A 22,814-nucleotide genomic window follows, 5' to 3' on the forward strand; every position below is an offset into this window, starting at 1 on the left:
TCATATGGCCGAGCAGGGACATTTTCCGCTGGTAGCAATCGATCCGGTCGCCAATGCCCAGAACGAATGGGTGGCGCTGAGCTTGCGGCTGGCGCCTGGGGCCGACCTGCCGCAACGGCTGCAAGCGGTATTCGCCGGCGCCGACCTGCTCACGGCGATCGCGCCGCTCGACTGCCTGCTGCACCTGGATGGCCCGGAGGCCCTGACGGTGCCGGTGCTGACGCTGCTGCCGCCCAATCGCATCGGCCTGGTGATCAAGTCCGAAGCGCTGGCGTCCGGCGGCGCCGCGCGCCAGCTGGCCGAGCTGCACGCCGGTGGCTACCGCATCTGGCTCGACGGCGATGTCCCGGAAGGCGCCAAGGCGCCGGCGGCGCTGCGCTCCGCGGCGCGCGACTGCCGCGCGCATCACGATGCCGCGCTGGCGCCGGGCTGCCTGGTCTCGTTGTTCGGACCGCACCTGGCGCACGGCGTCGACGGCGCGCGCCGCTTTTCCGACTGCGAGAACGCGGGCTTCGACTGGTTCAGCGGCGACTATTCCCTGGACCCGGATGCCGCGCCGGCGCCGGACGACGACGGCAGCTCGCGCCGCCGCATACTGACCTTGCTGGGCCTGTTGGCGCGCGACGCCGACTCGCGCGAGCTCGAAGACCAGATCCGGCAAGACCCGGCGCTCGCCTACCACCTGCTCAAGCTGGTGAACTCGGCCGCCTTCGCGGTGAGCACCCAGGTCACGAGCTTCTCCCAGGCGATCACGGTGCTCGGCCGGCGCCAGCTGCAGCGCTGGCTGCAACTGCTGCTGTACGCGCGCCAGCAGCCGGACGGCTTGCCGAACCTGCTGCTGCCGCTGGCGGCGCGCCGCGGCGCGCAACTGGAATCCTTGAGCCGCCAGGCGGGGGGCGAGCGCGACGCGCAAGACCTGGCCTTCATGACCGGCGTGTTCTCGCTGCTCGACCGCCTGCTGCACATGCCGATGGCGGCGATCGCGGACGAGCTGTACCTGCCGGAGCACGTCGCAGCCGCCCTGGTCGAACGGCGCGGCCGGCTGGGCGCCTGGCTGCGGCTGACCGAGGCGCATCCGACCGAAGCGGCGCTGGAGGCGGCGGGGGTGAGCCCCGGGGCCTGGTGGAACAGCCAGCTGCACGCCTACCACTGGGCGATCCAGGTGGGCCGGAATGTCTGACCTGCGCGAACTGGACTTCGACTTCGTCGGCGGCACGACCGCTGTCTGTGACGCCATCCTCCGCCTGCGCGGCGAGGCCCTGCACCTGGAGCTGGGACGCCTGGCGGCCCGGCTGACGGGCAGTCCGGAGGGGCGTTTCGTGCCGGGCGCCGGCCTGATCGACCCGAACGAGGCGGGCGCGCGCATCCTGCGCCACGCGGTGGCGGCCGGCATCGAGCAGTTCGGCTGGTACGAAGTGAGCGGCGGCGAGGGTTATTGTCCCGAGACCGAGCGCAAGCTGGTGGCGCTGTCGCACCTGACCGCGAGCCTGATGCAGATGCACACGCTGGCGCAGCGCTCCACCCACGCCTATGCGCAGATGGAAGCGCAGCTGGCGCACCAGTCGCAGATCCTCGACCAGATCCACGAATCGGTGCTGACGATGGACCAGATGGGCTACATCACCAGCTGGAACCGCGGCGCCGAGCAACTGTTCGGCTATACCGCGCTGGAAGCGATCGGGCGCAACATCCTGTTCCTATATGCCGACGAGGACGACGGCGGCGACGGCAACGACATGCAACCCGACTTGTTCGCGGAGCAGGGCGGACGCATGATGGAAGTGCGGCGCCGGAAAAAATCGGGCGAGGTGTTCTGGGCCAGCCTGTCGCTGTCGCCGCTGCGCGACCTGGCCGACCGGCCGACGGGCCTGATCGCCTATCTCACCGACATCACCGAGCGCAAGCAGGCCGAGGAACAGCTGCACCACCTGGCCTATTACGACGAGCTGACCGGCCTGCCCAACCGCACGCTGTTCGCGCGCCTGGTCGACCAGGCGCTGGCGGTGTCGCAGCGCAACGAGACGGCGGGCAGCGTGCTGTTCGTGGACCTGAACCGCTTCAAGCGCATCAACGACACGCTCGGGCGCCGCATCGGCGACGAGCTGCTGCGCCAGGTGGCGCAGCGCTTCAAGGACGCCCTGCGCGACGAAGACGTGGTGGCGCGCCTCTCGGGCGACGAATTCGCCGTCGGGCTGTCGGACATCCGCCAGCACTTCGAGGCGACCACGGTGGCGCAAAAGCTGCAGGCTTCGCTCGATGCGCCTTTCTTCATCGCCGGGCACGACCTGCGCGTGGGCGCCAGCATCGGCATCAGCGTGTACCCGCAGGACGGCAACGATGCCGAGACCCTGCTCGGACTGGCCGATATCGCGATGGAGCGCGCGAAGAGGGCGGAAGCGAATCCGGACCGCAGCGTGGCGTTCTACAGCCAGGACATGAACAAGGGCATGCAGGAGCGCATGCGCATCGAATCGGGCCTGCGCCATGCGCTGGGCAACGGTGAATTGATCCTGTATTACCAGCCCAAGTTCGAGATCGCCAGCGGTCGCATCGTCGGCGCCGAGGCCCTGGTGCGCTGGGTGCATCCGCAGCGCGGCATCGTGCCGCCGTCGGAATTCATTCCGCTGGCCGAGACCACGGGCCTGATCGTGCAGGTGGGCGAGTGGGTGCTGGAGCAGGCCTGCGCGCAGGCGGCGATCTGGCAGCGGTCGGGGATCGCGCCGTTCAGGCTGGCGGTGAACGTGTCGGCGCGGGAGTTTACGCCGTCCTTGCCGTCGCGGGTGGCCGATACCTTGCGGCGCTACCAGCTCGATCCGTCGTGGCTGGAGCTGGAGATCACCGAGAGCACGCTGATGCACGACTTCGAGCGCGTGACGGCCATCATGGACCGGATCACGGCGCTGGGGGTGTCGTTGTCGCTGGACGATTTCGGGACCGGGTATTCGAGCTTGTCGTATCTGAAGCGCTTCCCGATCCAGACCCTCAAGATCGACCGCTCGTTCACCACCGGGATTCCGCGGGATGCGAGCGATTGCGCGATCGCGGGGACGATTGTCAGCATGGCGCGGCAGCTGTGCCTGCGCGTGATCGCGGAAGGGGTGGAGACGCTCGATCAGCTGGAGTTCCTGCGCGAGGCGGGGTGCGATGAGGTGCAGGGGTATTTGTATGCGGCGCCGTTGCCGGCGTATGAGTTCGAGCGGTGTTTGCGGGATAACTGGTTGTTGATCGCCTGAACGTTGGTGAACAGCCTCACCGGCCCTGATGATTTATGTATAATGCCGGTTCCCTAAGGAAGCGTGGCCGAGTGGTTGAAGGCAGCAGTCTTGAAAACTGCCGACGGGTGAAACCGTTCGTGAGTTCGAATCTCACCGCTTCCGCCAAGCATACTGAACAAGAGCCCCACACGTTGGGGCTTTTTTCATCATGCATCGTGCATTCCTGCCCGAACAGCGAGGAAGCTCCACACTCCGCGCAAGTAGCAATGACTCCGAACGACAAGAAAACACATGGACCAATCCCGTCACGAGCGCAATAATCGTGTCGGACCATCCATCTTTTCTCTGCTACATGACCGACATCGACGTTACCCAGCCAGGCCCGCCGCTCAGCGCCGAGCACCGCAGCGAACTGGAGTCGCTCCTCCAGCCGATCAGGGAGGACCTGCCCACCGGACCGCCAATCCGCTTCGATCCCATCTTTGACCAATTACGCGAGGCGCGCCGGGAAGACGATCCTAGTCTGCCGATGGGCGTATGGGAGCAGCCGCTGAAGCGCGCCGATTGGGCCCGAATCGAGGTGCGCTGCAAGGTGACATTGAGCGGATACGCCAAAGATCTGCAGATCGCCGCCTGGCTCACCGAAGCCTGGACGCGCCAGCATGGCTTCGAAGGGCTCTTGCGCGGTCTGCTGCTGGTAGAGGGTCTGCTCGTGCGCTTCTGGGAGACCGTGCATCCGCAGGTGGACGAGGATGGCGACCCCGGATTGCGCGTGGCGCCGCTGGAGTGGATGAACAGCGCATTGGCGACGACGATCAGGATTCACGTTCCAGTGCTGGGCCAATCCGGCGAGCAGCCCGGCCGATTCACCCTGACGGATTGGGAACGTATGTCGGGCGACGCTTCGTCGCCGGCCGCGCAAGAGAGGGCGCGCAGGGCAGCGGACGAAAGCGGCCAGCCGCTGCAGGCGCGTGCCGACGTCATCGACCATGTCAAGGCCCGTCGGGGCGCGGATGCCGAGCGCAGCCTTCAACAGGTTCGCCATTGCGTCGGCGCCGTGCTGTCGATCGCCAGCGTGACCGAAGCGCGCCTGGGTGAGGATGCGCCGGACATGTCGAGGCTGCGCGACACGCTGCGCGCGGTCGAGCGCCTATTGCTCCAACTGGGTGCCATTGGAGAACCCGGCGCCGTCTCTCAGGATGCGGCGCAGGCGCAGCCCGGCGCGGTCGCGGGCAAGATCCTGCAGAAGGAAGCAATGCCCGGCGATGCTGCCCGGACGAGCGACGCGTCGGCAGGCGAGGCTTCGCCGCCCGATGCGGCGGAACTGCTCGGCCGGCGCATCGACGCCATCTGCAAGGCGGCGGGAATCCATGCGCCAGGCAATGCCGAGCGACTGATGGCGATGCAGATCGGACTGCTGCATGACCAGAATATGATCCTGCAAGGCGCCATGAGGGACGCGGCGCGCCAGGTGGGCGCGGATGCCGCCTGCGGTGACCTTACCGCGCTCGTTGGCGCCGTGCTGTCCGGCAGGGAGCCGACCCGGTAGACCGGCGCCGTCCGATTCGATGCGAGGAAGCTGGTGCGCTCACTGCGCGGACTGCATGGCGGTGTCCGGTTTCCAGACATAGATGCCGCCATCGGCCATCAAGCTCAAGGACAGCGTGTCGCCCTGCATCGTGTATGAGCGAACATACCCCATGTCCCTGGCGATGCGGCTGTCGAGCGATCCTGGCGGGCACATCGCCCGGGTCATTGCCACGTTGCCAAAAGTAATTGCGCCGCGGCCCGGCTCGCCTGCCCCAACGGTGTACGAGGTCGAGCCCCGGTTGCAGTCCAGCTGGAACGCGGCGCGGCCGTCCGGCGTCAGCCGCATGGTATAGACCCGGTCCGGCTGCGGGCGGGTCGTGCCCTGGGCATCGTCCATTGACTGGATTTCATGCAGGCGCCAGGTCGTGGCGGTCAAGCCGATGGCCTGGGTGTCCCGTGCGGCGGGAGCGGTCGTCGGCGTCGTGCCGGTGCTGCAGGCGGCGCACAAGACGGTCGCGAGCGCGATGGCGATGCGCGATGGTTTTAACATGGCTGGTTTCCTCATGCGTGTCCGGGGAGCGTCCCGGTTTATTTTCGGGATGTGTATTCTTATCATCATCCCATGCTAGAGTCGATCACAGGTGCACAGTTGAGTCATCCAATCAACACATGAATGTTGGACGCGTCGACCAGATGCTGGAACGCGTTCCCTGGAGCCGAGGAAGTCACCATGAAACTTGCCATCCTGATCGCCGCCTTGTTCTCCACCGCGGCATATGCCCAACAGTACGATCGCAATGCACCGCGTGGCGGTCCCGACGAGCGCAACTGGGATGAAGACATCCAGTTGGTCTGCTTCGGCCAGGCGGAACGGACGGTGGCCGAAACCCACTCCGGCTACCAATGGAATCAGGAGACGCACAAATACGAGCCGAAGTCCGAAGTAACGACCGGCAAGCAGGACTTCGACAGCGCACTCAACGTCTCCATCCATGACGACCAGGGCCGGATCCGGATCCCCAAGCAGCTGATCCCGCCCATGCATTCCGGCGGCCGCGATGGCTGGTGGGATCTCGAAGACCTGATCGTCGGTCACAACGACATCCGCGGACGTTTCCGCCTGAATGCGCTGAACCGGCCGACGGTGGCGATCGACCGCCGCAACGGCACCATCACCGTCGATGGCATGATCAAGTTCAATGGCCGGTGCGATCCCGACAGCGGGCATCGACGGTTCTGAGCGCCGCCCCGGCGCATTACTCGGCGCCGCTCAGCACGGTCAACGGCGTGCCGGTCGCGCCCTCGCTCAGCGGCGACTGCGTGACCAGCAGCGTCGCGCCCGGGGCCAGCAGGGCCGCCAGCTTGTCGTGGAAGGCTTGCGGCAGCTGCACGCGGTTGCGTGTGGCTTCGTCGACCGTGCGGCCGTCCTCGTCGGCGTGGCCGGCCACTCCCGCATAGATCCACACCGGCTTGCCGTCCGCGCCCGTGCCCAGCGTCAGGACGTGGGTCGCCTCGTCGGACGAGGTATTGACCGCCGCCGAGCGCCCGATCTCGATCCCATTGCGCAAGACCGACACCGCCTGGTCGCTGCGCGACATCACGATGGTGATCGGGCCGGCGGGCGCGCGCTCGGGCGCCCAGAATTCGCCCGTCGGCGCCGCGATGGTCGTCGGCGCCAGCACCTGGCCGCTCCCGGTCTGTATCGGATGGCTGGCGTTGCCGGCGATGACGACGGTGGTCGAGAAGTCGGTCGCCGTGAACAACGCCTTGGCGAAGGCATAAGGAAGATGCACGCAACCATGGCTTTCCGGATAGCCGGGCAGGCCGCCGGCGTGCAGGGCGATGCCATCCCAGGTCAGGCGCTGCTGGAAGGGCATGGGCGCGTTGTTGTAGGTGCTGGAACGGTGCCGGGCATCCTTTTGCAGGATGGTGAAGACGCCGGTGGGCGTTTCGTGGCCGGGCTTGCCGGTCGATACCGTACTGACGCCAATCCGCACGCCGTTGCGGTAGACCGTGGCGGTCTGGCGCGACAGGTCGACGAAGACCAGCATCGGACCGCGCGGCGCGATCTGCGGCGCCCACACCCATTGTCCCGCCTCGAGCCGGGCCGCCTCGCGCGCCAGTTCCACTGGCGACGAAGCGCTGGCTCCCTGCGCCAGGATAGCCGGCGACCACAGGCAGGCGATGAGCAGTAGCCCTGCCGATCCAAGTTGCTGTACAGAGATTGACCAGGTGTAGCGCATTGCGTGCTTCTCCTCGTTCCTTGTCTCAAGTGTATGATGAATCTGCAGTGAAGGGGGCCATCCCGGCCGTCCGCGTGATCTTTGTGTCGAAAGAAAGGTGCAGCGAATGCGTGCAACAATCATGATCGGTCTCGCGGCCGTCACGGCGCCGGCCATCGCCCAACCGGTGGCGGCGCAGGAGCAGACGAAGGAAACCGCGATCGCGCTGCCGGGGGAGGGCCGGAGCGTCTCGTTCAAGGGGACGATACGCGGCTACGGCGCCGCCGACTATGTGTTCAGGGCGCCGGCGGGGCGAGTGCTACGCGTCGAGCTCGAAACTGCCAGCAAGTCCACGTACTTCAACATCATTCAGGACGGCAAGGACGACGCGCTGTTCGTCGGCTCGCTCGGCGGCAACCGGTTCGATGCGGCGCTGCCTGAGCAGGGAACGTACCGCGTCAAGGTGTACCAAATGCGTAATGCCGCCCGCAAGGGGGCGACGGCGCACTACGAACTCAGGGTCCGCTGATGCACTGACACGGCCGGCCGCGAGCATGGCCGCCGTACTATTGTCCGGTATAGGGCCGGGAATCGACCGGGAGGCTGACGGTGAGCGTCGTTCCGCGTTGTTCCGCGCTGTCCACCACCACCGAGCCGCCATGGCTTTCGGCGACGTGCCGAACGTAGGGCAGACCCAGGCCCCATCCCTTGACCTTCACGTCTTCGATGCGATGGAGGGCCTGGAACAGGCGTTCGAGTTCGGGTTCGGGAATTGGGTTGCCCTCGTTATGCACCGCCAGCAACATCTGGGAATCGCTCTGGCTGACCCGCACAGTGATCGGTCGCGCCGGATCCCCGTATTTCCTCGCGTTCGATACCAGGTTTTCGAGAACGCGCTTGAGCGACACGCGGCACCTGATGGTCGACACGGTCGTCATTCCCGATGACAAGGTAGAGGAAGTCGACTATGCGATGCTGCTGTCGGCCATGCGGCTGATCGCACTCGCATCGACCTTGATCTGCCTGCCTCGCGGCTAGACCGTTCTCTGGCGATCGCGGTCGGGTCCTAGGCCGACCTGCGCTTCTTGCCTCCCGCGGCGAACATCTCGATCTTCTTGGTCGGCCCCGACACGATCAACAGGTCGGCCGAGCGGATCGTCGTATCCGCCAGCGCGTGCTGGAAATCCTCGTTGGCGCGCTTGACGCCCACCACGGTCACGCCGAAGCGGCTGCGCACATGGGCTTCGGCCAGCGTCCGGTTATGCGTCTCTGCAGGCGCATGGATCTTGGCGATCGCAAAGCCGTCCTCGAACTCGATGAAGTCCATCATGCGCCCCGTGATCAGGTGCGCCACGCGCGCGCCCATGTCGGCCTCGGGGTAGATCACGTGGTGGGCGCCGATGCGCTGGGCGATCTGGCCGTGCTCCGGCGTCATCGCCTTGACCCAGATGTCCTTGATCCCCAGTTCGGTCAACACCATCAGGGTCATCAGGCTGGCCGCCAGGTCCGAGCCGATGCCGACGATCGCGTGCGAAAAATCGGCCACGCCCAGCTGCAGCATCACGTTCTCGTTGGTCGAGTCGGCCTGCACGGCGTGGGTCAGGCGGTCGCCCCAGATCTGCACCAGGTCTTCGCGCGTGTCGATGCCCATGACGTCGTGGCCCAGGCGCATCAGCGACTGCGCCACCGCGCCCCCGAAGCGCCCCAAGCCGATGACGACTACGCTGTCGCCGGCGGAAAACGCGAACTGCTCTGTGAAAATTCTACCCAACAATTGGATGCTCCTCAGGATAACGGTAAGGCATGCGCCGCTCGCCCAGCACCAGCGAGGTCGCGAAGGTGATCGTGCCCACCCGGCCGACGAACATCAGCAGGGCCAGCACCAGCTGGCCCGAGGGCGGCAGGTCGTCGGTGATGCCGGTCGACAGGCCGGCGCTGCCGAAGGCCGCGATGACCTCGAAAATGACCTGGTCGGTCGGGAAGTGCGAGATGCGCAGCAGGGCCACCGTGCCGAAGGCAACGATGACGCTGCCCAGCACCAGCACCGTGATCGCCTGGCGCTGGGCGGACGTGCCGACGCGGCGCCCGAACGCCTCGGTGTCGGTGTGGCCCTTCGCCTCGGCGATCACCAGCAGCACCAGCACCGCCACGGTGCCCACCTTGACCCCGCCCGCGGTGCCCGCGCTGCCGCCGCCGATGAACATCAAAAAATAATGCAGGGCCCAGGTTTCGCGGGTCAGCGCCGCCACGTCGACGGTGTTGAAGCCCGAGGTGCGCGCCGCCGCCGACATGAACATGCCGTTCATGAGCTTGTCGAACAGGCCGAAGGCGCCCAGGGTCTGGGGATTCTTCCATTCGAACAGCAGGATGGCGACGTAGCCCAGCAACAGCAGGATCAGGGTGCCGGACAGGGTCAGCTTGGTGTGCAGCGACCAGTGGCGCGGATCGCGGAAGCGGTGGCGCAGGTCGTGCAGCACCGGAAAGCCCACGCCGCCGATGATGGCGGCCAGCATCACCGGCAGCAGGATGCCGGCGTCGCCCGCGTAGCGCACCATGCTGTCGGGGTGGATCGAGAAGCCGGCGTTGTTGAAGGCCGACACCGCGTGGAACAGGCCTACCCAGCCGGCGTCGTTCCAGGCCAGGCCGTAGTCGGCGCGCAGCCTGAGCGTCAGGATCGCCGCGATCGCCAGCTGGAACAGCACCGACACCACCAGCACCACCCGCGCAACGCTCGAGATGTCGCCCATGCCGATCGAGCGCGTTTCGGTCTGGGTCATCAGGCGCGTGCGCAGCTTGGGCGAGCGGTTCACCATCAGGCCGAGCAGCGTGGCGGCGGTCATCATGCCCAGGCCGCCCAGCAGGAACAGCACCATGATGGTCGCCTGGCCGAAGCCGGACCAGTAGGTGCCGGTGTCGACCAGCACCAGCCCGGTCACGCACACCGCCGACACCGCCGTGAAGAAGGCGACCATCAGCGGCGCGGCGCTGCCGTCGGGGCGCGCCAGCGGCAGCATCAGCATGGCGGTGCCCGCGAGGATCGCCAGCAGGAAGCCCAGCGCGACGGCGCGCGCGGGATGGATGACCTTGTTCATCGGCAGTGTCGTTTATTGCGTTTGCGCGGGCGGATCCTGGTCGAAGTCCATGGTGTCGAGGTCGGGGTCGGACGCCAGCGGCGCGCCCATGAACTTGAGCCAGATGAAGCCGATCGTGCCGGCGATCACCGACGCGGCCAGGATCGACATCTTCGAGGCGTTGATGATATCCGCATGTCCCACGAAGGCGAGGTTCGTGATGAAGATCGACATCGTGAAGCCGATCCCGCCCAGCATGCCGGCGCCCAGCACGTGGCGCCAGGCCAGGTCGAGCGGCAGGCGGCAGATGCCGATTGCCACCGCCGCAAAGCTGAACAGCAGGATGCCGACCGGCTTGCCGAGCACCAGGCCGACCAGGATGCCGAGGCTGTTGAGCGAACTCAGTTCGCCGGCCCAGTCGGCGCCGATCACGATGCCGGTATTGGCCAGCGCGAAGATCGGCAGGATCAGGAAGGCCACCGGCTTGTGCAGCACGTGTTCCAGGCGGTGCGACGGCGAAGCGGCGTCGTCCTCCTGCGCCGAATAGGGGATGGTGAAGGCCAGCAGCACCCCGGCGATGGTGGCGTGCACGCCCGACTTGAGCATCAGGAACCACATCAGCGCCCCGCCCAGCAGATACGGCCACAACGCCGGCACGCGCAGGCGGGTATTCATCAGGCGCAGCGCCACGAAGACTGCGAGCGCACCCACCAGGTAGGCGACCGATAATTGCGCGGTATAGAACACGGCGATGACGATGATGGCGCCCAGGTCGTCCATCACGGCCAGCGCGGCCAGGAACACCTTGAGCGAGGCCGGCACCCGGTTGCCCAGCAGCGCCAGCACGCCGAGCGCGAAGGCGATGTCGGTGGCCATTGGGATGCCCACGCCGGCTTGCGTCGGCGTGCCGCCGTTGAGGGCGAAGTGGATCCCGGCCGGCACGGCGATGCCGCCGGCCGCCGCCAGGATCGGCAGCATGGCATTGCGCAGGTCGGACAGCTCGCCGTTGTACAGCTCGCGCTTGAGTTCCAGGCCGACCAGCAGGAAGAAGATCGCCATCAGGGCGTCGTTGATCCACAGTTCGACCGTGAGGCCGCCGAGCGGGATGTGCCAGAAGCCCAGGTAGGAGGAACCCCAGGCCGAATTGGCGATGGCCAGGGAAACGAGGGTGCACAGGATCAGGATGGCGCCGCCGGCCTTGCCCGATGCAATGAATTCTTGAAATGTTTTGGAGAGTCGTCGTTCAATGCGCATAAATGTTTTCCAGCCGCGACGGCGTGCATGCCGTCCGGTATGTCTCATGAATTGGCGGCCCACGGGCCGGCATGGCCTGCGGTGACTGAAGGTGGAAAGCGATGCGGCCACGATATGGCCGACATGATGAGAGGATGCGTGACAGGTGACATGATGACGTGCGTAAGCGAGCCGCGTGGCGGCCCGACCAGCGCAAATCCTGTCATACCAGCAGCGGTATGATCACCCAGACAATATTATAGACGATGGCGCCGCCGCTGCGGCGCCCCGGAGGCTCTGGTATCCGCGCGGCGCAGGTTCAACGACGGGTCGCGGCCGCCGCGTCGATTTCGGCGCCCCATGGATCCTTGAGCGCCACCGGCTTGCCCGATGCCGAGAAGTCCATGATCCGATCGCTCGAACGCGCGTAGCGCGGCCATGCCGGCAAGCCCGCGCCATTCGGATCGCCGCGCCTGGCGAAGTTCACCATATATGTGCTCATCGCCTTGCCGACGGCGATGTCCTTGCCGGTCGCCTGCGCGCCGTACTTGATCGCCACGGTATCGAAGAAGAAGGGGATGTCGGTCGCATGGCCGGCGCCGGCGCCGGGCTTGGCGATCGCGTCGGCCACGTAGGAGAAGCGGTAGGCGTACACCGGCACGCCGTGGTCGGCCAGGGTCGCCGCCAGGCTGCGCGCGCCGGCGACCATATAACCGGTCTTGCCGCCGATGTCGGCGCTGGTGGCGCCGATCATCACCGGCACCTCGTGCATGCGGCCGGCGCCGAAGGCGGCGCCGGAGTCGATCGCCAGCCTGCCGTCGGCGAACGGCCCGGCATAGGTCGGCATGCCCTGCATCCTGAAGTTGGCCAGGTTCATCCCATCCACCACCTGTTCGGCCGGCAGCGCGCGCAGTTTCTCGAGCGCCTTCGGATCGTCGGCGGCGATGCCCTTGCCGGCGGCGAAGTTCACGCCCGTCTTTTCGGCGCCCGCCAGCGGCGTCCGCGCGGTGCCGCCGTCGCCGCCCGACATCACCACCGCCTTGGCGAACAGCCCCCGGCTCTGTGGCGACGTGAGCAGGAAATTGACCGACATGCCGCCGGCCGATTCGCCGCTGATGGTGACGTTGTCGGGATCGCCGCCAAAGGCCGCCACGTTGCGCTTGACCCACTGCAGCGCCGCGATCTGGTCCATGAAGCCGTAGTTGCCGAGTGCGGCCGTCTGACCGGCTTCCTGCGTCAGTTGCGGATGGGCGAAGAAGCCGAAGCGGCCGATCCGGTAATTGAAGCTGACCACCACCACGTCCTGTTTCGCCAGCTCCGCGCCGGAATACGTCGGCGGCGACGAGCCGCCGTTGACGAAGCCGCCGCCATAGATCCAGACCAGCACCGGCAGTTTGCCCTCGCTGTTACCCTTGTCCTCGGCCGGCTTCCAGACATTCAGGTACAGGCAGTCTTCGTCGGGTTTGGTGCCGAGCGGCGCGGCGTCGCTGGGGAAGGGCAGTTGCATGCAGTCCGCCGCGTAGCTGCTTGCCTGGCGCACTCCGGCCCAGGGCTGCACCGGTTGCGGCGCGCGCCAGCGCAGCTTGCCCACCGGCGGGGCGGCGAAGGGGATGCCTTTCCAGCTGGCGATGCCGGCGTCGACCTTGCCTTCCACCTTGCCGCTGTCGGTCGTCGCCACCGGACCTGCGAGGGACAATGGTGCGGTCATGGCCAGTGCGGCGGCGAGCAGGGGGTAGAAGGCGGAACGCGGCATCGGGGTCTCCTGTGAAGTAGCGCATGTATTATCTTGTCTCCATGGTAACCGAATCGCTCAGCCGAAGCCGGCGAACGCCTCTTTCAGAAAATCGACGAAGACCCGCACCCGCGGCGACAGCTGGCGGCTCTGCGGATACAGCACATACACGGGCAGGGCCGGCGGCGCGAGCTCGGGCAGCAGGACCTCGAGTTCGCCCCGGGTCAATTCGTGCTCGACGCGGTAGCGCGGCACTTGCACGATGCCAAGGCCGGCGAGCGCGCCCGCCGTGTACATATCGGCGCCGCTGACCGAGACCGGGCCGGGCAGGGTCAGTTGCCGCAGCGCGCCGTCGACCAGGAATTCGAGCGGATACGGCCGACCGGTGGCGGACGAGATGAAGTTGACGGCCTGGTGCCGGTCCAGTTCATCGAGCGTGGCGGGCCGGCCATGGCGCGCCAGGTAGGCCGGGCTGGCGCAGGTCACCTGCGCGATCTGCGTGATTTGCCGGGCCACCATCGATGAATCCTGCAGATTGCCGACGCGCAGCACGCAATCGATGCCTTCGCGCACCAGGTCGACCAGCCGGTCGCCTTCGCCGATCTGCAGTTCGATACCGGGATAACGCGCCAGGAAGGCGGGCAGGCGCGGCGCCACGACCCGGCGCGCCAGCGTCGCTTGCAGGTTCACGCGCAGCAAGCCGGTCGGGGTGGAGCGGGTGAAGACGCTTTCCATCTCGCCGAGGTCGGCCAGCAGGCGCACGCAGCGCTCGTAGTACGCCGCGCCGTCGAGCGTCGGCGCGACCACCCGTGTGGTGCGATCCAGCAGTCGGGTGGCAAGCCGCGCCTCCAGGCGCTTGATCGCATTCGTCACGGTCGCGCGCGGCAGCGACAGCTCCTGGGCCGCCAGCGTAGAGCTGCGCCGCTCCACGATGCGGGTGAAAATCTGCATCTCCTGGAAGCGGTCCATATGCGTGGTCATCGATATCGTCCTTGTGCCAGTCGATAAAGCCGAATAAGTGACATGGGAGAATGTCTTATTCTCATATTCGATTTTTCCGAAAATGCTTGTACTAGAATGGCGAAAAATGAATACAATTTTTTGCTAAAAGAAATGCTACAGCGCCTGCAGCTTGCGTTAAAGTGTTGCGTTCTGTTCAAAATCTTCGGCGATTAATAAATTTCCCTTCTGCATTCTTTCCAGTGGTGAACTCACTGGTGGTTTCAGCGCTATCATGACGGGTTGTTACGTTTCCGCAAATCTTCTATGCAAGGCCTGCTCTGCAAATTTCGCCTGTCTACCCTGATGACGCTGGCAGTGTGCGTCACCGTGGCATTGACCGTGGCGTTGCAACTGACCGTGGTGAACCATTTCGCCGTACGCCAGGCGAATGCCGAAGCCGAGTTGCGCCTGCAACAACTGTCGTGGCAGATGCGCGATGCGCTCAATCGGGTCGTGGAGCAGGCCGTCGGCGATGCCCGCCTGCTGGCCGCGTTGCCGTCGGTGCGCCAGGCGCGCAATCCCCCGGTAGCGCGCGTCACGCTCGAGAGCCTGCAGCAGACCTTCCCCGACTACGCCTGGATCGGCATGGCCGACGCCAGCGGCAGGGTGGTCGCCTCGACCATGGGGCTGCTGGAGGGGAACGACGTCAGCATGCGTCCCTGGTTCCAGGTCGGTCGCGACGGCGTGCGCGTCACCGACTACCATCCGGCGCTGCTGCTGGAAAAACTGATGCCGCAACGCCCCGACCCCTGGCGTTTCGTCGACGTGTCGACGCCCGTGTTCAGCCAGGACGGCGAGCTGTTCGCCGTGTTGGGCCTGCACCTGAGCTGGGAATGGGCGCGCAGCCAGGCGCGCATGCTGCTGACGCCAGCGCTGCGCGAGTATGGCGCCGAGATCCTGGTCGTGCGCGCCGACGGCGCCGTCATGCTCGGGCCACAGGAGTTGCTCGAGCAAAAGATCGACACCGCCAGCCTGCGTCGCGCCAGGCTGGGCGACACCGGCGCGCTGCGCGAAGCGTGGCCGGACGGGCGCACCTATCTCACCGGTTTCAGCCAGACCGGCCACGCCGCCAACCCGGCGACGCTGCAATGGTCGGTGCTGGTGCGGCAGGATGAAGAAAAAGCCCTCCAGGGCGCCAGCGAGCTGAAGCGCCGCATGCTGGCCTGGAGCACCTTGCTGGGCCTGTTGCTGGCGCTCGCGGCCGCGTTGCTGGCGCGCCGCCTGGCGCAGCCGATGGCCCAGCTGGGCCAGGCGATCGAACGGGTGACCGAGGCCACTGCCAGCGGAAAAGACTTGCCGGCGATTCCACAGATCAGCGGCTTTCATGAAGCAAATATGTTGTCGGGTACGATGCGCGACCTGGTCAGCAGCGAAGCGCAGGTGCGGCGCGCGCTGCAGCAGATGAACGAGCATCTCGAATCGAAGGTGGCCGAGCGCACCGCCGAACTCAATGCGCTGCTGCTGCGCGACGTGCTGACCGGCTTGCCGAACCGGCGCGCGCTGATGGAGAGCTTGCCCGAAGCCATGGCGCGGGCCGCGCGCAGCGCGATGCCGGCGGCGCTGCTGTTCATCGACATGGACGGATTCAAGGCGGTCAACGACACCCACGGCCACGAGGAGGGCGACGAACTGCTGCGCCAGTTCGGCGCGCGCCTGGCCGCCGGCGCGCGCCTGGCCGCCGGCGTGCGCATGACCGACCTCGTGGCGCGTCTGGCCGGCGACGAGTTCGTGGTGGTGCTCGAGATGCTGGCCAGCCCTGGCGACGCCGAGGATACCGCGCACAAGTTGCTTGCCTGCATTCGCGCGCCCTACACCTTGCGCACCACGGTCGTCACGGTGGGCGCCAGCATCGGCGTGGCGCTGTTCGCGCCCGACGACAAGCCCGACCTGGACGCCTGGCTGGCGCGCGCCGACCATGCCATGTACGCCGCCAAGCGTGGCGGCAAGAACGCCGTCAGGCTGGCCGCGGCGCCGGTCTGGCATGCCGCGGTGAGCGGCGCCGTTTCCTGATCGTTCCCCGAGTTCCCATCATGACCCAAATCAGCCAGATCATCGCCACCATCAAGCGCCAGCTGAAGCTGCAAGGCTTGACCTACCGCGACGTCGCCGTCGCGCTCGACCTGTCCGAGCCGAGCATCAAGCGCCTGTTTGCCAGCGAGCAGTTTACGCTCGAGCGCATCGTGGAAATCTGCAGCCTGCTCGGCTTCACCCTGGCCGAGATCGCGCAGGAAGCCCAGAACGGCCAGCGCCGCCTGCGCACACTGAGCGCCGAGCAGGAAAGCGAGCTGGTGCAGGACGACAAGCTGTTGCTGGTGGCGGTGTGCGCGCTGAACCACTGGCGCATGCTCGACATGCTCAATGTCTACCGGCTGAGCGAGGCCGAATGCCTGCAATACCTGCTGCGCCTGGACCGCCTGCAACTGATCACGCTGCTGCCCGGCAACCGCATCCGGGTCAACGTGGCGCGCGACTTCGACTGGCTGGCCGACGGCCCGATCCGGCGCTATTTCAATGGCCAGGGCATGCCCGAGTTCGTGGCGGGCGGTTTCGACGGCAGCGGCGAGACGCTCGACTTCGCGCACGGCATGCTCACCGACAGCGCGCGCGCCAAGCTGCAGCACGAGCTGCGCCTGATGCGCGCCCGCTTCGCCCAGCTGCACGAGGAAAGCCTGGCCGCGCCGTTGGCGCAGCGGCGCGGCAGCGGCCTGCTGCTGGCGCTGCGCGAATGGGAACCGGCGGCCTTCGCCGCCCTGCGCCGTTGACGGCGATACTTCCGGAATCGTCGTAAAGGTTGCTCCGGTTCACGGTTCGGTGTACGGTAGACAGCAATGCATGACCGTGCGCCGGATCAACAACGGCCATCGGGCCACGCGCTGGGTTATAAGCGCATCAAACGCGAACCGAAACGCGCTCCGAAACTCTCGGTTATGTGAGGTATTAGACAGATCAGGTTGCCATAACAGGCGGATAGTAGGTGTCAGGGAGAGATTGACGCCATGAGAATGTCCATCGTCGCATTGGCCGTGCTCGGAGGGAGCGCGGCGTGTGCTTCGGCGCAGAACGAACCGGTCCGTCCGTACGCGGAGGGCGCCGGCGCCGGGGCGATCCAGGAAGCCGTCTGCGGGCCAGACTGCCTGGGTGAGCTGCAACTGGCCGCGCGCGCCGAGACGGTGCCGGCCGAGTCATCCATCTTCATGCTGGAGACCGAATCTGCCATTGCGCGTTCGTCCGAGCGCGAGTGGCGCAGCAATGTGACCGCCGGGCGCCAGTACAACGTCGACTACACCGCCCTGAATGAAGTCGGCGATCCCTTCCAGGGCGGCCTGGCCGCGCAGTCGGCGCCGCGCGGGATGCGCGCCGACGACAGCGAGGGCTTCGAGGGCCGCTTCGCCGGCGTCAGCGCCGGCGCCAAGTGGCGCAAGGGCGACGTCGACGGCTCGCCGTCGGGACGCGCCTGGGGCATGACGGTCGGCGTCAACCTGGGGCCGCTGAACATCCGCGCCGCCCACCAGAACCGCAACGTGGCCAAGGTCACCCGCTACAACGAGGTCGACATCACGATGGCGGCCCGCAATTCCATTGTTGCCGCCAATATGCGCTTCGACTGGGGCACGGCCTATACCGCCTACAGCGCCAACCGCGGCTGGGGCAATTCGCCGCTGTTCAACCCCGACAATCCCTATGGCGCCAGCGTCGCCGCCACGCGCTCGACCGACAGCCGCGACGTGCTGATGGGCGTGGCGGTGCCGGTATCGCGCCAGACCACGCTGCTGGCGTCCTTCGTGCGCCGCAACGACCGCGATCCGGCCAACAACGATGCGCGCCAGCTCGCCGTCGGCGCCACCTATGCGATGTCGCGCCGCATGGACTTCTATGCCGCCTACTCGCACATCCAGCACCTCGCTGGCGTGCACCTGGGCGTCAAGCCCGGCAACGGGTCCTCGCTCAACGTGGGCATGCGGCGCGCGTTCTGAGCGCGGGCGTGCGGCCCTGCGCTGCGACACCGTACGGCGAAATTCAGTACGCTGTCTCCATGGTTCATCAACACATATGGAGGCAATATGACTGGCACCAGCACACTCGACCCGGACAACTTCCCGGAACGCCCTGACCGCAACCTGGGCAAGGGCCATGGCATCGACGCGCTCGGCCCGAGCGACATCTCGGACACCGGCAGCGACGTCGTCGGCGGCCCCGGTTTCGCCGGCAATCTCGATCCCGACCAGGTGCTCGATTTCGACGAAGGCACGACTTCCGACCTCGAAGCCAGCCACGCCGGCGACACCGCCGGACCCGACGTCGGCGACGCCGATTTCTCGGGCGACAGCGACATGGGCGGCACCGGCGAACGCGCCGCGGCCGGCCGTGATGCGGTGGCCAAGGATGGCGCCGACATCGATACCGACCGCATCGAGTCCATCCCCGACCTGCCGCTGACCGAGGAGGACACCGAGTTCTTAACGAGCCGTCCGCCGACTCAGGGCGAAGGCCGCTAACAGGGCGCCGCCGCCCAGCAGGGCGGTGGTGATCTGCTTCGAGCGCAGCTGGGCCGCAGTGTACGGGCTGCGCTCATGGGTTTGATAGATGCCCTGGCGTTCGCGCAGCTCGCGCGTGTGATCGGGCTTGTGCAGGGCGTCGCGGCGGCCCGGATCGGTCGGCGCCTCCGATTTCTGGTTCCGGAACATGGTCGCCGTCACGTACTTGTCGAAGGCGCGCGGCAGGAAGCGGGCGCCCGACGAATTCATCTTGGCCGCGCCGCCGACGAACACGTCGCGCTTCGGATGCTGGGCCGCATACAGGATGGCGTCGGCCACCAGTTCCGGCGCGTACACCGGCGACGGCAGCTTCGGTTCCTTTTCCATATAGTTCTTGGCATGCACCGCGAACATGGTGTCGATGCCCGATGGCTTGACCAGGGTGATCGACATCGGCGCGCCTTCCTTTTCGAGTTCCATGCGCAGCGAGTCGGTGAAGCCTTTCACCGCATGCTTGGACGCCGCGTACATGCCCTGCAGCGGAATGCCGTGGTCGGACAGTTCGCTGCCCAGGTTGATCAGGGCGCCGCCGCCGCGCTGCTTCATGCGCTTGACCGCTTCCAGCGAGCCGTTCACGACGCCCCAGAAATTGGTCTGGAACAGGCGGTGATGGTCTTCGGGCGAGATGTCCTCGATGCGGCCGAAGATCGAAATGCCGGCATTGTTGACCCAGGTGTCGATGCGGCCGAATTCGCGGATGGCGGCCTCGCCGATGCGCTCGACGTCCTCGATCTTGCCGACGTCGGCGGTGACCGCGATGACGTCGGTGCCGCGCGCGCGCAGTTCGTGGACGAGTTCGTCCAGCGCGTCGTCGGCGCGCGCCGCCAGTACCAGGCGGGCGCCGCGCTCGGCGGCCATGCGCGCGGTCGACAGGCCGATGCCGCTGGTGGCGCCGGTGATGACCATGACTTGCTCGTTGATCTTGCGGAGTTTGACTGACATTGCGTGATCCTTTCCGTGTTCGTGGTGTGCGGGGAAGGACCGCCGCGTTCGCGAGCGCGATGCGCGGCAGCCACGAGTTAGTGAATTGTTCACTTCGTGACCGAGTTTGCTATTTCAAGGGATTTTTTGGCGCGCGGGTGAGATCCGCGCGCGCCGGCGAGGCGCCGGACAAAAAAACGCCGCCCCACCAGCGGCGGGAACGGCGTCCAGGAGACAGGGATGGTGCGGTGTGGCGCTTACTTCTTGGTGTAGATCTGGTCGAAGATCCCGCCGTCGGCGAAGTGCGTCTTCTGGGCCACGGTCCAGCCGCCCAGCTCGCTGATCTGGAACAGCTTGATCTGCGGGAACTGCGAAGCGTACTTCCTGGCGAACTTGTCGACCGCCGGGCGATAGTAGTTCTTGGCGATGATGTCCTGGCCTTCGTCGCTGTACAGGTATTCCAGGTAGGCCTGGGCCACCTTGCGGGTGCCTTTCTTGTCGACGTTCTTGTCGACCACGGCGACCGGCGGCTCGGCCAGGATGCTCAGCGACGGCGCGACGATCTCGAATTTATCGGGACCGAGTTCGCGCAGCGCGAGCAGCGCCTCGTTTTCCCAGGCCAGCAGCACGTCGCCGATGCCGCGCTCGACGAAGGTGGTGGTCGAACCGCGCGCGCCCGAATCGAGCACCGGCACGTTCTTGTACAGGGCGCCCAGGAACTCGGCCGCCCTTTGCGGATTGCCGCCCGGCTGGCGCAGCGCGTAGCCATAGGCCGCGAGGTGGTTCCAGCGCGCGCCGCCCGACGTCTTCGGATTCGGCGTGATCACCGAGACGCCCGGCTTGACCAGGTCGTTCCAGTCCTTGATCTTCTTCGGATTGCCCTTGCGCACCAGGAACACGATGGTCGAAGTGTAGGGTGAGCTGCGGTATTGCAGCTTCTGTTCCCAGCCCGGATTGATCAGGCCCCTGTCGCGGATGGCGTCGATGTCGTAGGCCAGGGCCAGGGTGACGACGTCGGCCTGCAGGCCGTCGATCACCGAACGCGCCTGCTTGCCCGAACCGCCGTGCGATTGCTTCACGTTGACGTTGTCGCCCGTCCTGGCCTTCCAGTGCTTGGCGAAGGCCGCGTCGAACTCATGGTACAGCTCGCGGGTTGGGTCGTACGACACGTTGAGCAGGTTGACGTCGGCGGCAAAGGCCGAGGTCTGCACCAGCAGGGTCAGTGCTGCCAGCGAACGGATGAAGGTTTTGCGAAGCATTTATTATCTTTCTGGAGGGTGGGAAACCGTAGCGTACGGTCTCAACCCACAGAAAGAAAACGAATAAATTCACGCAACCATATGCATTTTTCGGGCGTAGATCCAGGATGGATCAGTGTGCCTTGGAAAGAATGAGCAGCCAGCGGCGGAACAGCAGGATCTCGACATGGCCGGCCTCGACGCCGGTATCGCACTCGATGACCGGATTGACCGCATAGAAGCGCTTGCGGAAATCGCGGGTGACGAGGATTTCGCGGCGGCCGATGCGCGCCAGGAAAGGGACGGGTGCGTGTTCCAGGCCGAAGGAGCTGTTCAGAGTGGTCATGTTCGTTTCCTTTAATCGAAGTGGTTGTGCAGTAAGGAAAGAATAACACAACTACTGTACAAATCCACAGCTACTGTTCAGATATACAGTAATTTTTCGCGTGTGTGGTTTTTTCGCCAAGTCGGTCATAATCAATGTCATGAGCAATGTCCTGCCCCGTCTTCACCGTTTCGCCGCCGCCCGCTTCTCGCCGGAAGGTGAATATGGCCTCCATCTCACCGTCGGCATCGTGTTCCTGCTGCTGGCGATGGCGGGCTTCGCCCACCTCGCGGGCGCCGTGGTCGCCGGCGCCCCGATCACCCGACTCGACCTGGTGGTGGCCGACTGGCTGCACGCCCATGCGAGCCAGGGCGGCCTGCTGCGCGATGCACTGCTGGTGCTGACCCACCTCCACAGCACGCCCGGCGTGCTCGCGATCGCCTTCGGCGTCGGCGTCTGGTTCTACCGGCGCGGGCATCGCTACTGGATCGTGGCGCTGGTCTCGAGCGTGCCGGGCGGGATGCTGCTCAATGTGGCGCTCAAGCATACCTTCGAGCGCGCGCGTCCCCATTTCGCGGAACCCATCCTCACCCTCACCACCTATAGTTTCCCGAGCGGGCACACGATGGCCGCCACCGTGCTGTACGGCCTGCTGGCCTGCTACTTCGCGCGCCATGCACGGTCATGGATCGGGCGGGTGCTGCCCTTCGTGCTGGCAGGGCTGATGATCGGCCTGGTCGCGTTCTCGCGCATGTACCTCGGCGCGCACTACCTGACCGACATCCTGGCCGCGCTGGCCGAGGGCTGCGGCTGGCTGGCGATCTGCATCGGCGGCGCCGCCACCCTCAACCGGCGCCGGGCCGCGCGCGAGCGGCGCGCGTCCGGCGGGGCGCCGCGCCAAGAGATATAAGCGTCGTAAAAAAGGAGATTCCCGCATGCGCACCCTCGTTCACCTGTCCGACCTGCATTTCGGCCGCGTCGACCAGGCGCTGCTCGGCCCCTTGCGCGAACTGGTCGAGCGCATCGCGGCCGACGTGGTCGTGATCTCGGGCGACCTGACCCAGCGCGCCAAGGTCGAGGAATTCGAAGAGGCGCGCGCCTTCCTCGATTCGCTGCCCGGCCCGCAGATCATCGTGCCCGGCAACCACGACATCTCGCTGTACAACGTGTTCCGCCGCTTCATGCGGCCGCTGGCGCGCTACAAGCGCTACATCACCGACGAGCTCGAGCCCGTGTTCATCGACGACGAGATCGCCGTGGTGGGCGTCAACACCGCGCGCTCGCTGACCATCAAGGATGGCCGCATCAGCCACGAGCAGGTGGCGGGGCTGCGCGCGCGCCTGGCGGGCCTGCCGCCGCAGGTCACGCGCATCGTCGTTACCCATCACCCCTTCGATCTGCCGGAACACTTCGAGAAGCGCGACCTCGTGGTGCGCGCGCCGATGGCGATGGAGGTGTTCGCCGAGACCAACGTCGACATCCTGATGGCCGGCCACATGCATGCCAGCCACGCCGGCAGCACGGCGGCGCGCTACCAGATCGCGGAGTACGCGGCGCTCGTGGTCCAGGCCGGCACCGCCACCTCCACCCGCGGGCGCGGCGAGGTCAATTCGTTCAACGTGGTGCGGGTCGAGCCGCAGCGGGTCGAGATCGACCGCTATGGCTGGGACTTGGTGGGGGGACGGTTCGCGCTGGTCACGACCGAGAAGTTCGTGCGCGCCGGGAGCATCTGGTCGCCGCACAGCGACGGGATGCTGGCGGCCGGTCTCTGAACCGGCCGCGGTATGTCG

23 protein-coding genes and 1 tRNA gene are annotated in these 22,814 nt (G+C 66.4%); 13 read left to right on the plus strand and 11 right to left on the minus strand.

Going from position 1 to position 22,814, the window contains the following annotated elements; translation table 11 throughout:
* Nucleotides 1-4 precede the first annotated feature (4 nt).
* The 4 genes from KY496_RS00680 to tssA all read left to right on the plus strand — a co-directional run bounded on the left by KY496_RS00680 (nt 5) and on the right by tssA (nt 4,764).
* Nucleotides 5-1,180 carry an HDOD domain-containing protein gene (locus KY496_RS00680; protein ID WP_219863411.1) on the plus strand — a complete coding sequence of 392 codons (1,176 nt, stop codon included), beginning with the start codon at nt 5-7 and terminating at the stop codon, nt 1,178-1,180.
* A complete protein-coding gene (locus KY496_RS00685) occupies nt 1,173-3,233 on the plus strand; it encodes a bifunctional diguanylate cyclase/phosphodiesterase (protein ID WP_219863413.1) in 2,061 nt (686 codons plus the stop codon). Before KY496_RS00680 ends, KY496_RS00685 begins: the two co-directional genes overlap by 8 nt.
* A 57-nt stretch (nt 3,234-3,290) precedes the next feature.
* A tRNA-Ser gene (locus KY496_RS00690) sits at nt 3,291-3,380 on the plus strand.
* 187 nt (nt 3,381-3,567) lie between these two features.
* Nucleotides 3,568-4,764: a type VI secretion system protein TssA gene (gene tssA, locus KY496_RS00695; RefSeq protein ID WP_219863414.1), complete on the plus strand. Its 1,197-nt coding sequence runs from the start codon at nt 3,568-3,570 to the stop codon at nt 4,762-4,764.
* 39 nt (nt 4,765-4,803) lie between these two features.
* Here the strand turns inward: tssA and KY496_RS00700 are convergent, their stop codons facing one another.
* Nucleotides 4,804-5,295 carry an META domain-containing protein gene (locus KY496_RS00700; RefSeq protein ID WP_071363407.1) on the minus strand — a complete coding sequence of 164 codons (492 nt, stop codon included), beginning with the start codon at nt 5,293-5,295 and terminating at the stop codon, nt 4,804-4,806.
* A 180-nt stretch (nt 5,296-5,475) separates the two neighbouring features.
* Between KY496_RS00700 and KY496_RS00705 the strand changes: the two genes are divergently transcribed.
* Complete coding sequence (locus KY496_RS00705) at nt 5,476-5,985, plus strand: hypothetical protein (protein WP_219863416.1); 510 nt, start codon at nt 5,476-5,478, stop codon at nt 5,983-5,985.
* Between the two features lie 16 nt (nt 5,986-6,001).
* Here KY496_RS00705 and KY496_RS00710 read toward each other — a convergent pair whose 3' ends face one another.
* A complete protein-coding gene (locus KY496_RS00710) occupies nt 6,002-6,988 on the minus strand; it encodes a L,D-transpeptidase (protein WP_219863418.1) in 987 nt (328 codons plus the stop codon).
* Nucleotides 6,989-7,094: 106 nt separating this feature from the next.
* Between KY496_RS00710 and KY496_RS00715 the strand changes: the two genes are divergently transcribed.
* Entirely contained in the window at nt 7,095-7,496 is a 402-nt protein-coding gene (locus tag KY496_RS00715) for a hypothetical protein (protein ID WP_184239952.1), read from the plus strand.
* Nucleotides 7,497-7,533: 37 nt separating this feature from the next.
* On the opposite strand, the gene KY496_RS00720 is transcribed toward KY496_RS00715, so the two are convergent.
* Nucleotides 7,534-7,875 (minus strand): sensor histidine kinase KdpD, encoded by a 342-nt coding sequence (locus KY496_RS00720; protein ID WP_219863420.1) that lies wholly within the window; start codon nt 7,873-7,875, stop codon nt 7,534-7,536.
* On the opposite strand from KY496_RS00720, the gene KY496_RS00725 reads away from it, so the two are divergent.
* Complete coding sequence (locus KY496_RS00725; RefSeq protein ID WP_219863422.1) at nt 7,865-8,005, plus strand: hypothetical protein; 141 nt, start codon at nt 7,865-7,867, stop codon at nt 8,003-8,005. The two genes, KY496_RS00720 and KY496_RS00725, sit on opposite strands and share 11 nt — an antisense overlap.
* Before the next feature lie 28 nt (nt 8,006-8,033).
* On the opposite strand, the gene KY496_RS00730 is transcribed toward KY496_RS00725, so the two are convergent.
* The 5 genes from KY496_RS00730 to KY496_RS00750 all read right to left on the minus strand — a co-directional run bounded on the left by KY496_RS00730 (nt 8,034) and on the right by KY496_RS00750 (nt 13,972).
* Nucleotides 8,034-8,738 carry a TrkA family potassium uptake protein gene (locus KY496_RS00730; RefSeq protein ID WP_184239957.1) on the minus strand — a complete coding sequence of 235 codons (705 nt, stop codon included), beginning with the start codon at nt 8,736-8,738 and terminating at the stop codon, nt 8,034-8,036.
* A complete protein-coding gene (locus tag KY496_RS00735) occupies nt 8,731-10,059 on the minus strand; it encodes a TrkH family potassium uptake protein (RefSeq protein WP_219863423.1) in 1,329 nt (442 codons plus the stop codon). Before KY496_RS00735 ends, KY496_RS00730 begins: the two co-directional genes overlap by 8 nt.
* Nucleotides 10,060-10,071: 12 nt before the next feature.
* A complete protein-coding gene (gene nhaA / locus KY496_RS00740) occupies nt 10,072-11,292 on the minus strand; it encodes a Na+/H+ antiporter NhaA (protein WP_219863425.1) in 1,221 nt (406 codons plus the stop codon).
* A gap of 298 nt (nt 11,293-11,590) precedes the next feature.
* On the minus strand, nt 11,591-13,024 hold the full coding sequence (locus KY496_RS00745) for a carboxylesterase/lipase family protein (protein ID WP_219863427.1): 1,434 nt from the start codon (nt 13,022-13,024) through the stop codon (nt 11,591-11,593).
* A gap of 57 nt (nt 13,025-13,081) precedes the next feature.
* Nucleotides 13,082-13,972, minus strand: a complete 891-nt coding sequence (locus KY496_RS00750; protein ID WP_219865030.1) for a LysR family transcriptional regulator — start codon at nt 13,970-13,972, stop codon at nt 13,082-13,084.
* Between the two features lie 297 nt (nt 13,973-14,269).
* Between KY496_RS00750 and KY496_RS00755 the strand changes: the two genes are divergently transcribed.
* From KY496_RS00755 to KY496_RS00770, 4 genes are all read left to right on the plus strand, one after another.
* Nucleotides 14,270-16,015 carry a sensor domain-containing diguanylate cyclase gene (locus KY496_RS00755; protein WP_219863429.1) on the plus strand — a complete coding sequence of 582 codons (1,746 nt, stop codon included), beginning with the start codon at nt 14,270-14,272 and terminating at the stop codon, nt 16,013-16,015.
* A 20-nt stretch (nt 16,016-16,035) separates the two neighbouring features.
* Nucleotides 16,036-16,767, plus strand: coding sequence for a helix-turn-helix transcriptional regulator (locus KY496_RS00760; RefSeq protein ID WP_005671391.1), 732 nt, complete (start codon nt 16,036-16,038; stop codon nt 16,765-16,767).
* A 234-nt stretch (nt 16,768-17,001) separates the two neighbouring features.
* Nucleotides 17,002-17,979 carry a porin gene (locus KY496_RS00765; RefSeq protein ID WP_005671389.1) on the plus strand — a complete coding sequence of 326 codons (978 nt, stop codon included), beginning with the start codon at nt 17,002-17,004 and terminating at the stop codon, nt 17,977-17,979.
* Nucleotides 17,980-18,066: 87 nt separating this feature from the next.
* A complete protein-coding gene (locus KY496_RS00770; RefSeq protein ID WP_005671387.1) occupies nt 18,067-18,501 on the plus strand; it encodes a hypothetical protein in 435 nt (144 codons plus the stop codon).
* On the opposite strand, the gene KY496_RS00775 is transcribed toward KY496_RS00770, so the two are convergent.
* The 3 genes from KY496_RS00775 to KY496_RS00785 form a co-directional block, all read right to left on the minus strand.
* Nucleotides 18,463-19,482, minus strand: coding sequence for an SDR family oxidoreductase (locus KY496_RS00775; RefSeq protein ID WP_219863431.1), 1,020 nt, complete (start codon nt 19,480-19,482; stop codon nt 18,463-18,465). The genes KY496_RS00770 and KY496_RS00775 overlap by 39 nt on opposite strands.
* A 236-nt stretch (nt 19,483-19,718) precedes the next feature.
* The gene (locus KY496_RS00780) at nt 19,719-20,720 is read right to left on the minus strand and encodes a sulfate ABC transporter substrate-binding protein (protein ID WP_219863433.1); all 1,002 of its coding nucleotides are present in this window, start codon (nt 20,718-20,720) and stop codon (nt 19,719-19,721) included.
* 112 nt (nt 20,721-20,832) lie between these two features.
* A complete protein-coding gene (locus KY496_RS00785; protein WP_005671379.1) occupies nt 20,833-21,045 on the minus strand; it encodes a hypothetical protein in 213 nt (70 codons plus the stop codon).
* A gap of 139 nt (nt 21,046-21,184) precedes the next feature.
* Here KY496_RS00785 and KY496_RS00790 point away from each other — a divergent pair, with 139 nt between their 5' ends.
* Entirely contained in the window at nt 21,185-21,934 is a 750-nt protein-coding gene (locus KY496_RS00790; RefSeq protein ID WP_005671376.1) for a phosphatase PAP2 family protein, read from the plus strand.
* A gap of 25 nt (nt 21,935-21,959) precedes the next feature.
* Nucleotides 21,960-22,796, plus strand: coding sequence for a metallophosphoesterase (locus KY496_RS00795; RefSeq protein WP_219863434.1), 837 nt, complete (start codon nt 21,960-21,962; stop codon nt 22,794-22,796).
* Nucleotides 22,797-22,814: the final 18 nt, after the last annotated feature.

Source organism: Massilia sp. NP310 (assembly GCF_019443485.1).
Classification (GTDB): domain Bacteria; phylum Pseudomonadota; class Gammaproteobacteria; order Burkholderiales; family Burkholderiaceae_D; genus Telluria; species Telluria timonae.

Excerpts from the sequence above, each read along its gene's own strand:
- KY496_RS00750 (WP_219865030.1), bottom strand. The coding sequence starts at position 13,972 with ATGGACCGCTTCCAGGAGATGCAGATTTTCACCCGCATCGTGGAGCGG.
- KY496_RS00760 (WP_005671391.1), top strand. The coding sequence starts at position 16,036 with ATGACCCAAATCAGCCAGATCATCGCCACCATCAAGCGCCAGCTGAAG.
- KY496_RS00735 (WP_219863423.1), bottom strand. The coding sequence starts at position 10,059 with ATGAACAAGGTCATCCATCCCGCGCGCGCCGTCGCGCTGGGCTTCCTG.
- KY496_RS00745 (WP_219863427.1), bottom strand. The coding sequence starts at position 13,024 with ATGCCGCGTTCCGCCTTCTACCCCCTGCTCGCCGCCGCACTGGCCATG.
- KY496_RS00780 (WP_219863433.1), bottom strand. The coding sequence starts at position 20,720 with ATGCTTCGCAAAACCTTCATCCGTTCGCTGGCAGCACTGACCCTGCTG.
- KY496_RS00765 (WP_005671389.1), top strand. The coding sequence starts at position 17,002 with ATGAGAATGTCCATCGTCGCATTGGCCGTGCTCGGAGGGAGCGCGGCG.
- KY496_RS00795 (WP_219863434.1), top strand. The coding sequence starts at position 21,960 with ATGCGCACCCTCGTTCACCTGTCCGACCTGCATTTCGGCCGCGTCGAC.
- KY496_RS00705 (WP_219863416.1), top strand. The coding sequence starts at position 5,476 with ATGAAACTTGCCATCCTGATCGCCGCCTTGTTCTCCACCGCGGCATAT.
- nhaA (WP_219863425.1), bottom strand. The coding sequence starts at position 11,292 with ATGCGCATTGAACGACGACTCTCCAAAACATTTCAAGAATTCATTGCA.
- KY496_RS00715 (WP_184239952.1), top strand. The coding sequence starts at position 7,095 with ATGCGTGCAACAATCATGATCGGTCTCGCGGCCGTCACGGCGCCGGCC.
- KY496_RS00790 (WP_005671376.1), top strand. The coding sequence starts at position 21,185 with ATGAGCAATGTCCTGCCCCGTCTTCACCGTTTCGCCGCCGCCCGCTTC.
- tssA (WP_219863414.1), top strand. The coding sequence starts at position 3,568 with ATGACCGACATCGACGTTACCCAGCCAGGCCCGCCGCTCAGCGCCGAG.
- KY496_RS00775 (WP_219863431.1), bottom strand. The coding sequence starts at position 19,482 with ATGTCAGTCAAACTCCGCAAGATCAACGAGCAAGTCATGGTCATCACC.
- KY496_RS00755 (WP_219863429.1), top strand. The coding sequence starts at position 14,270 with ATGCAAGGCCTGCTCTGCAAATTTCGCCTGTCTACCCTGATGACGCTG.
- KY496_RS00700 (WP_071363407.1), bottom strand. The coding sequence starts at position 5,295 with ATGTTAAAACCATCGCGCATCGCCATCGCGCTCGCGACCGTCTTGTGC.
- KY496_RS00685 (WP_219863413.1), top strand. The coding sequence starts at position 1,173 with ATGTCTGACCTGCGCGAACTGGACTTCGACTTCGTCGGCGGCACGACC.
- KY496_RS00785 (WP_005671379.1), bottom strand. The coding sequence starts at position 21,045 with ATGACCACTCTGAACAGCTCCTTCGGCCTGGAACACGCACCCGTCCCT.
- KY496_RS00710 (WP_219863418.1), bottom strand. The coding sequence starts at position 6,988 with ATGCGCTACACCTGGTCAATCTCTGTACAGCAACTTGGATCGGCAGGG.
- KY496_RS00680 (WP_219863411.1), top strand. The coding sequence starts at position 5 with ATGGCCGAGCAGGGACATTTTCCGCTGGTAGCAATCGATCCGGTCGCC.
- KY496_RS00770 (WP_005671387.1), top strand. The coding sequence starts at position 18,067 with ATGACTGGCACCAGCACACTCGACCCGGACAACTTCCCGGAACGCCCT.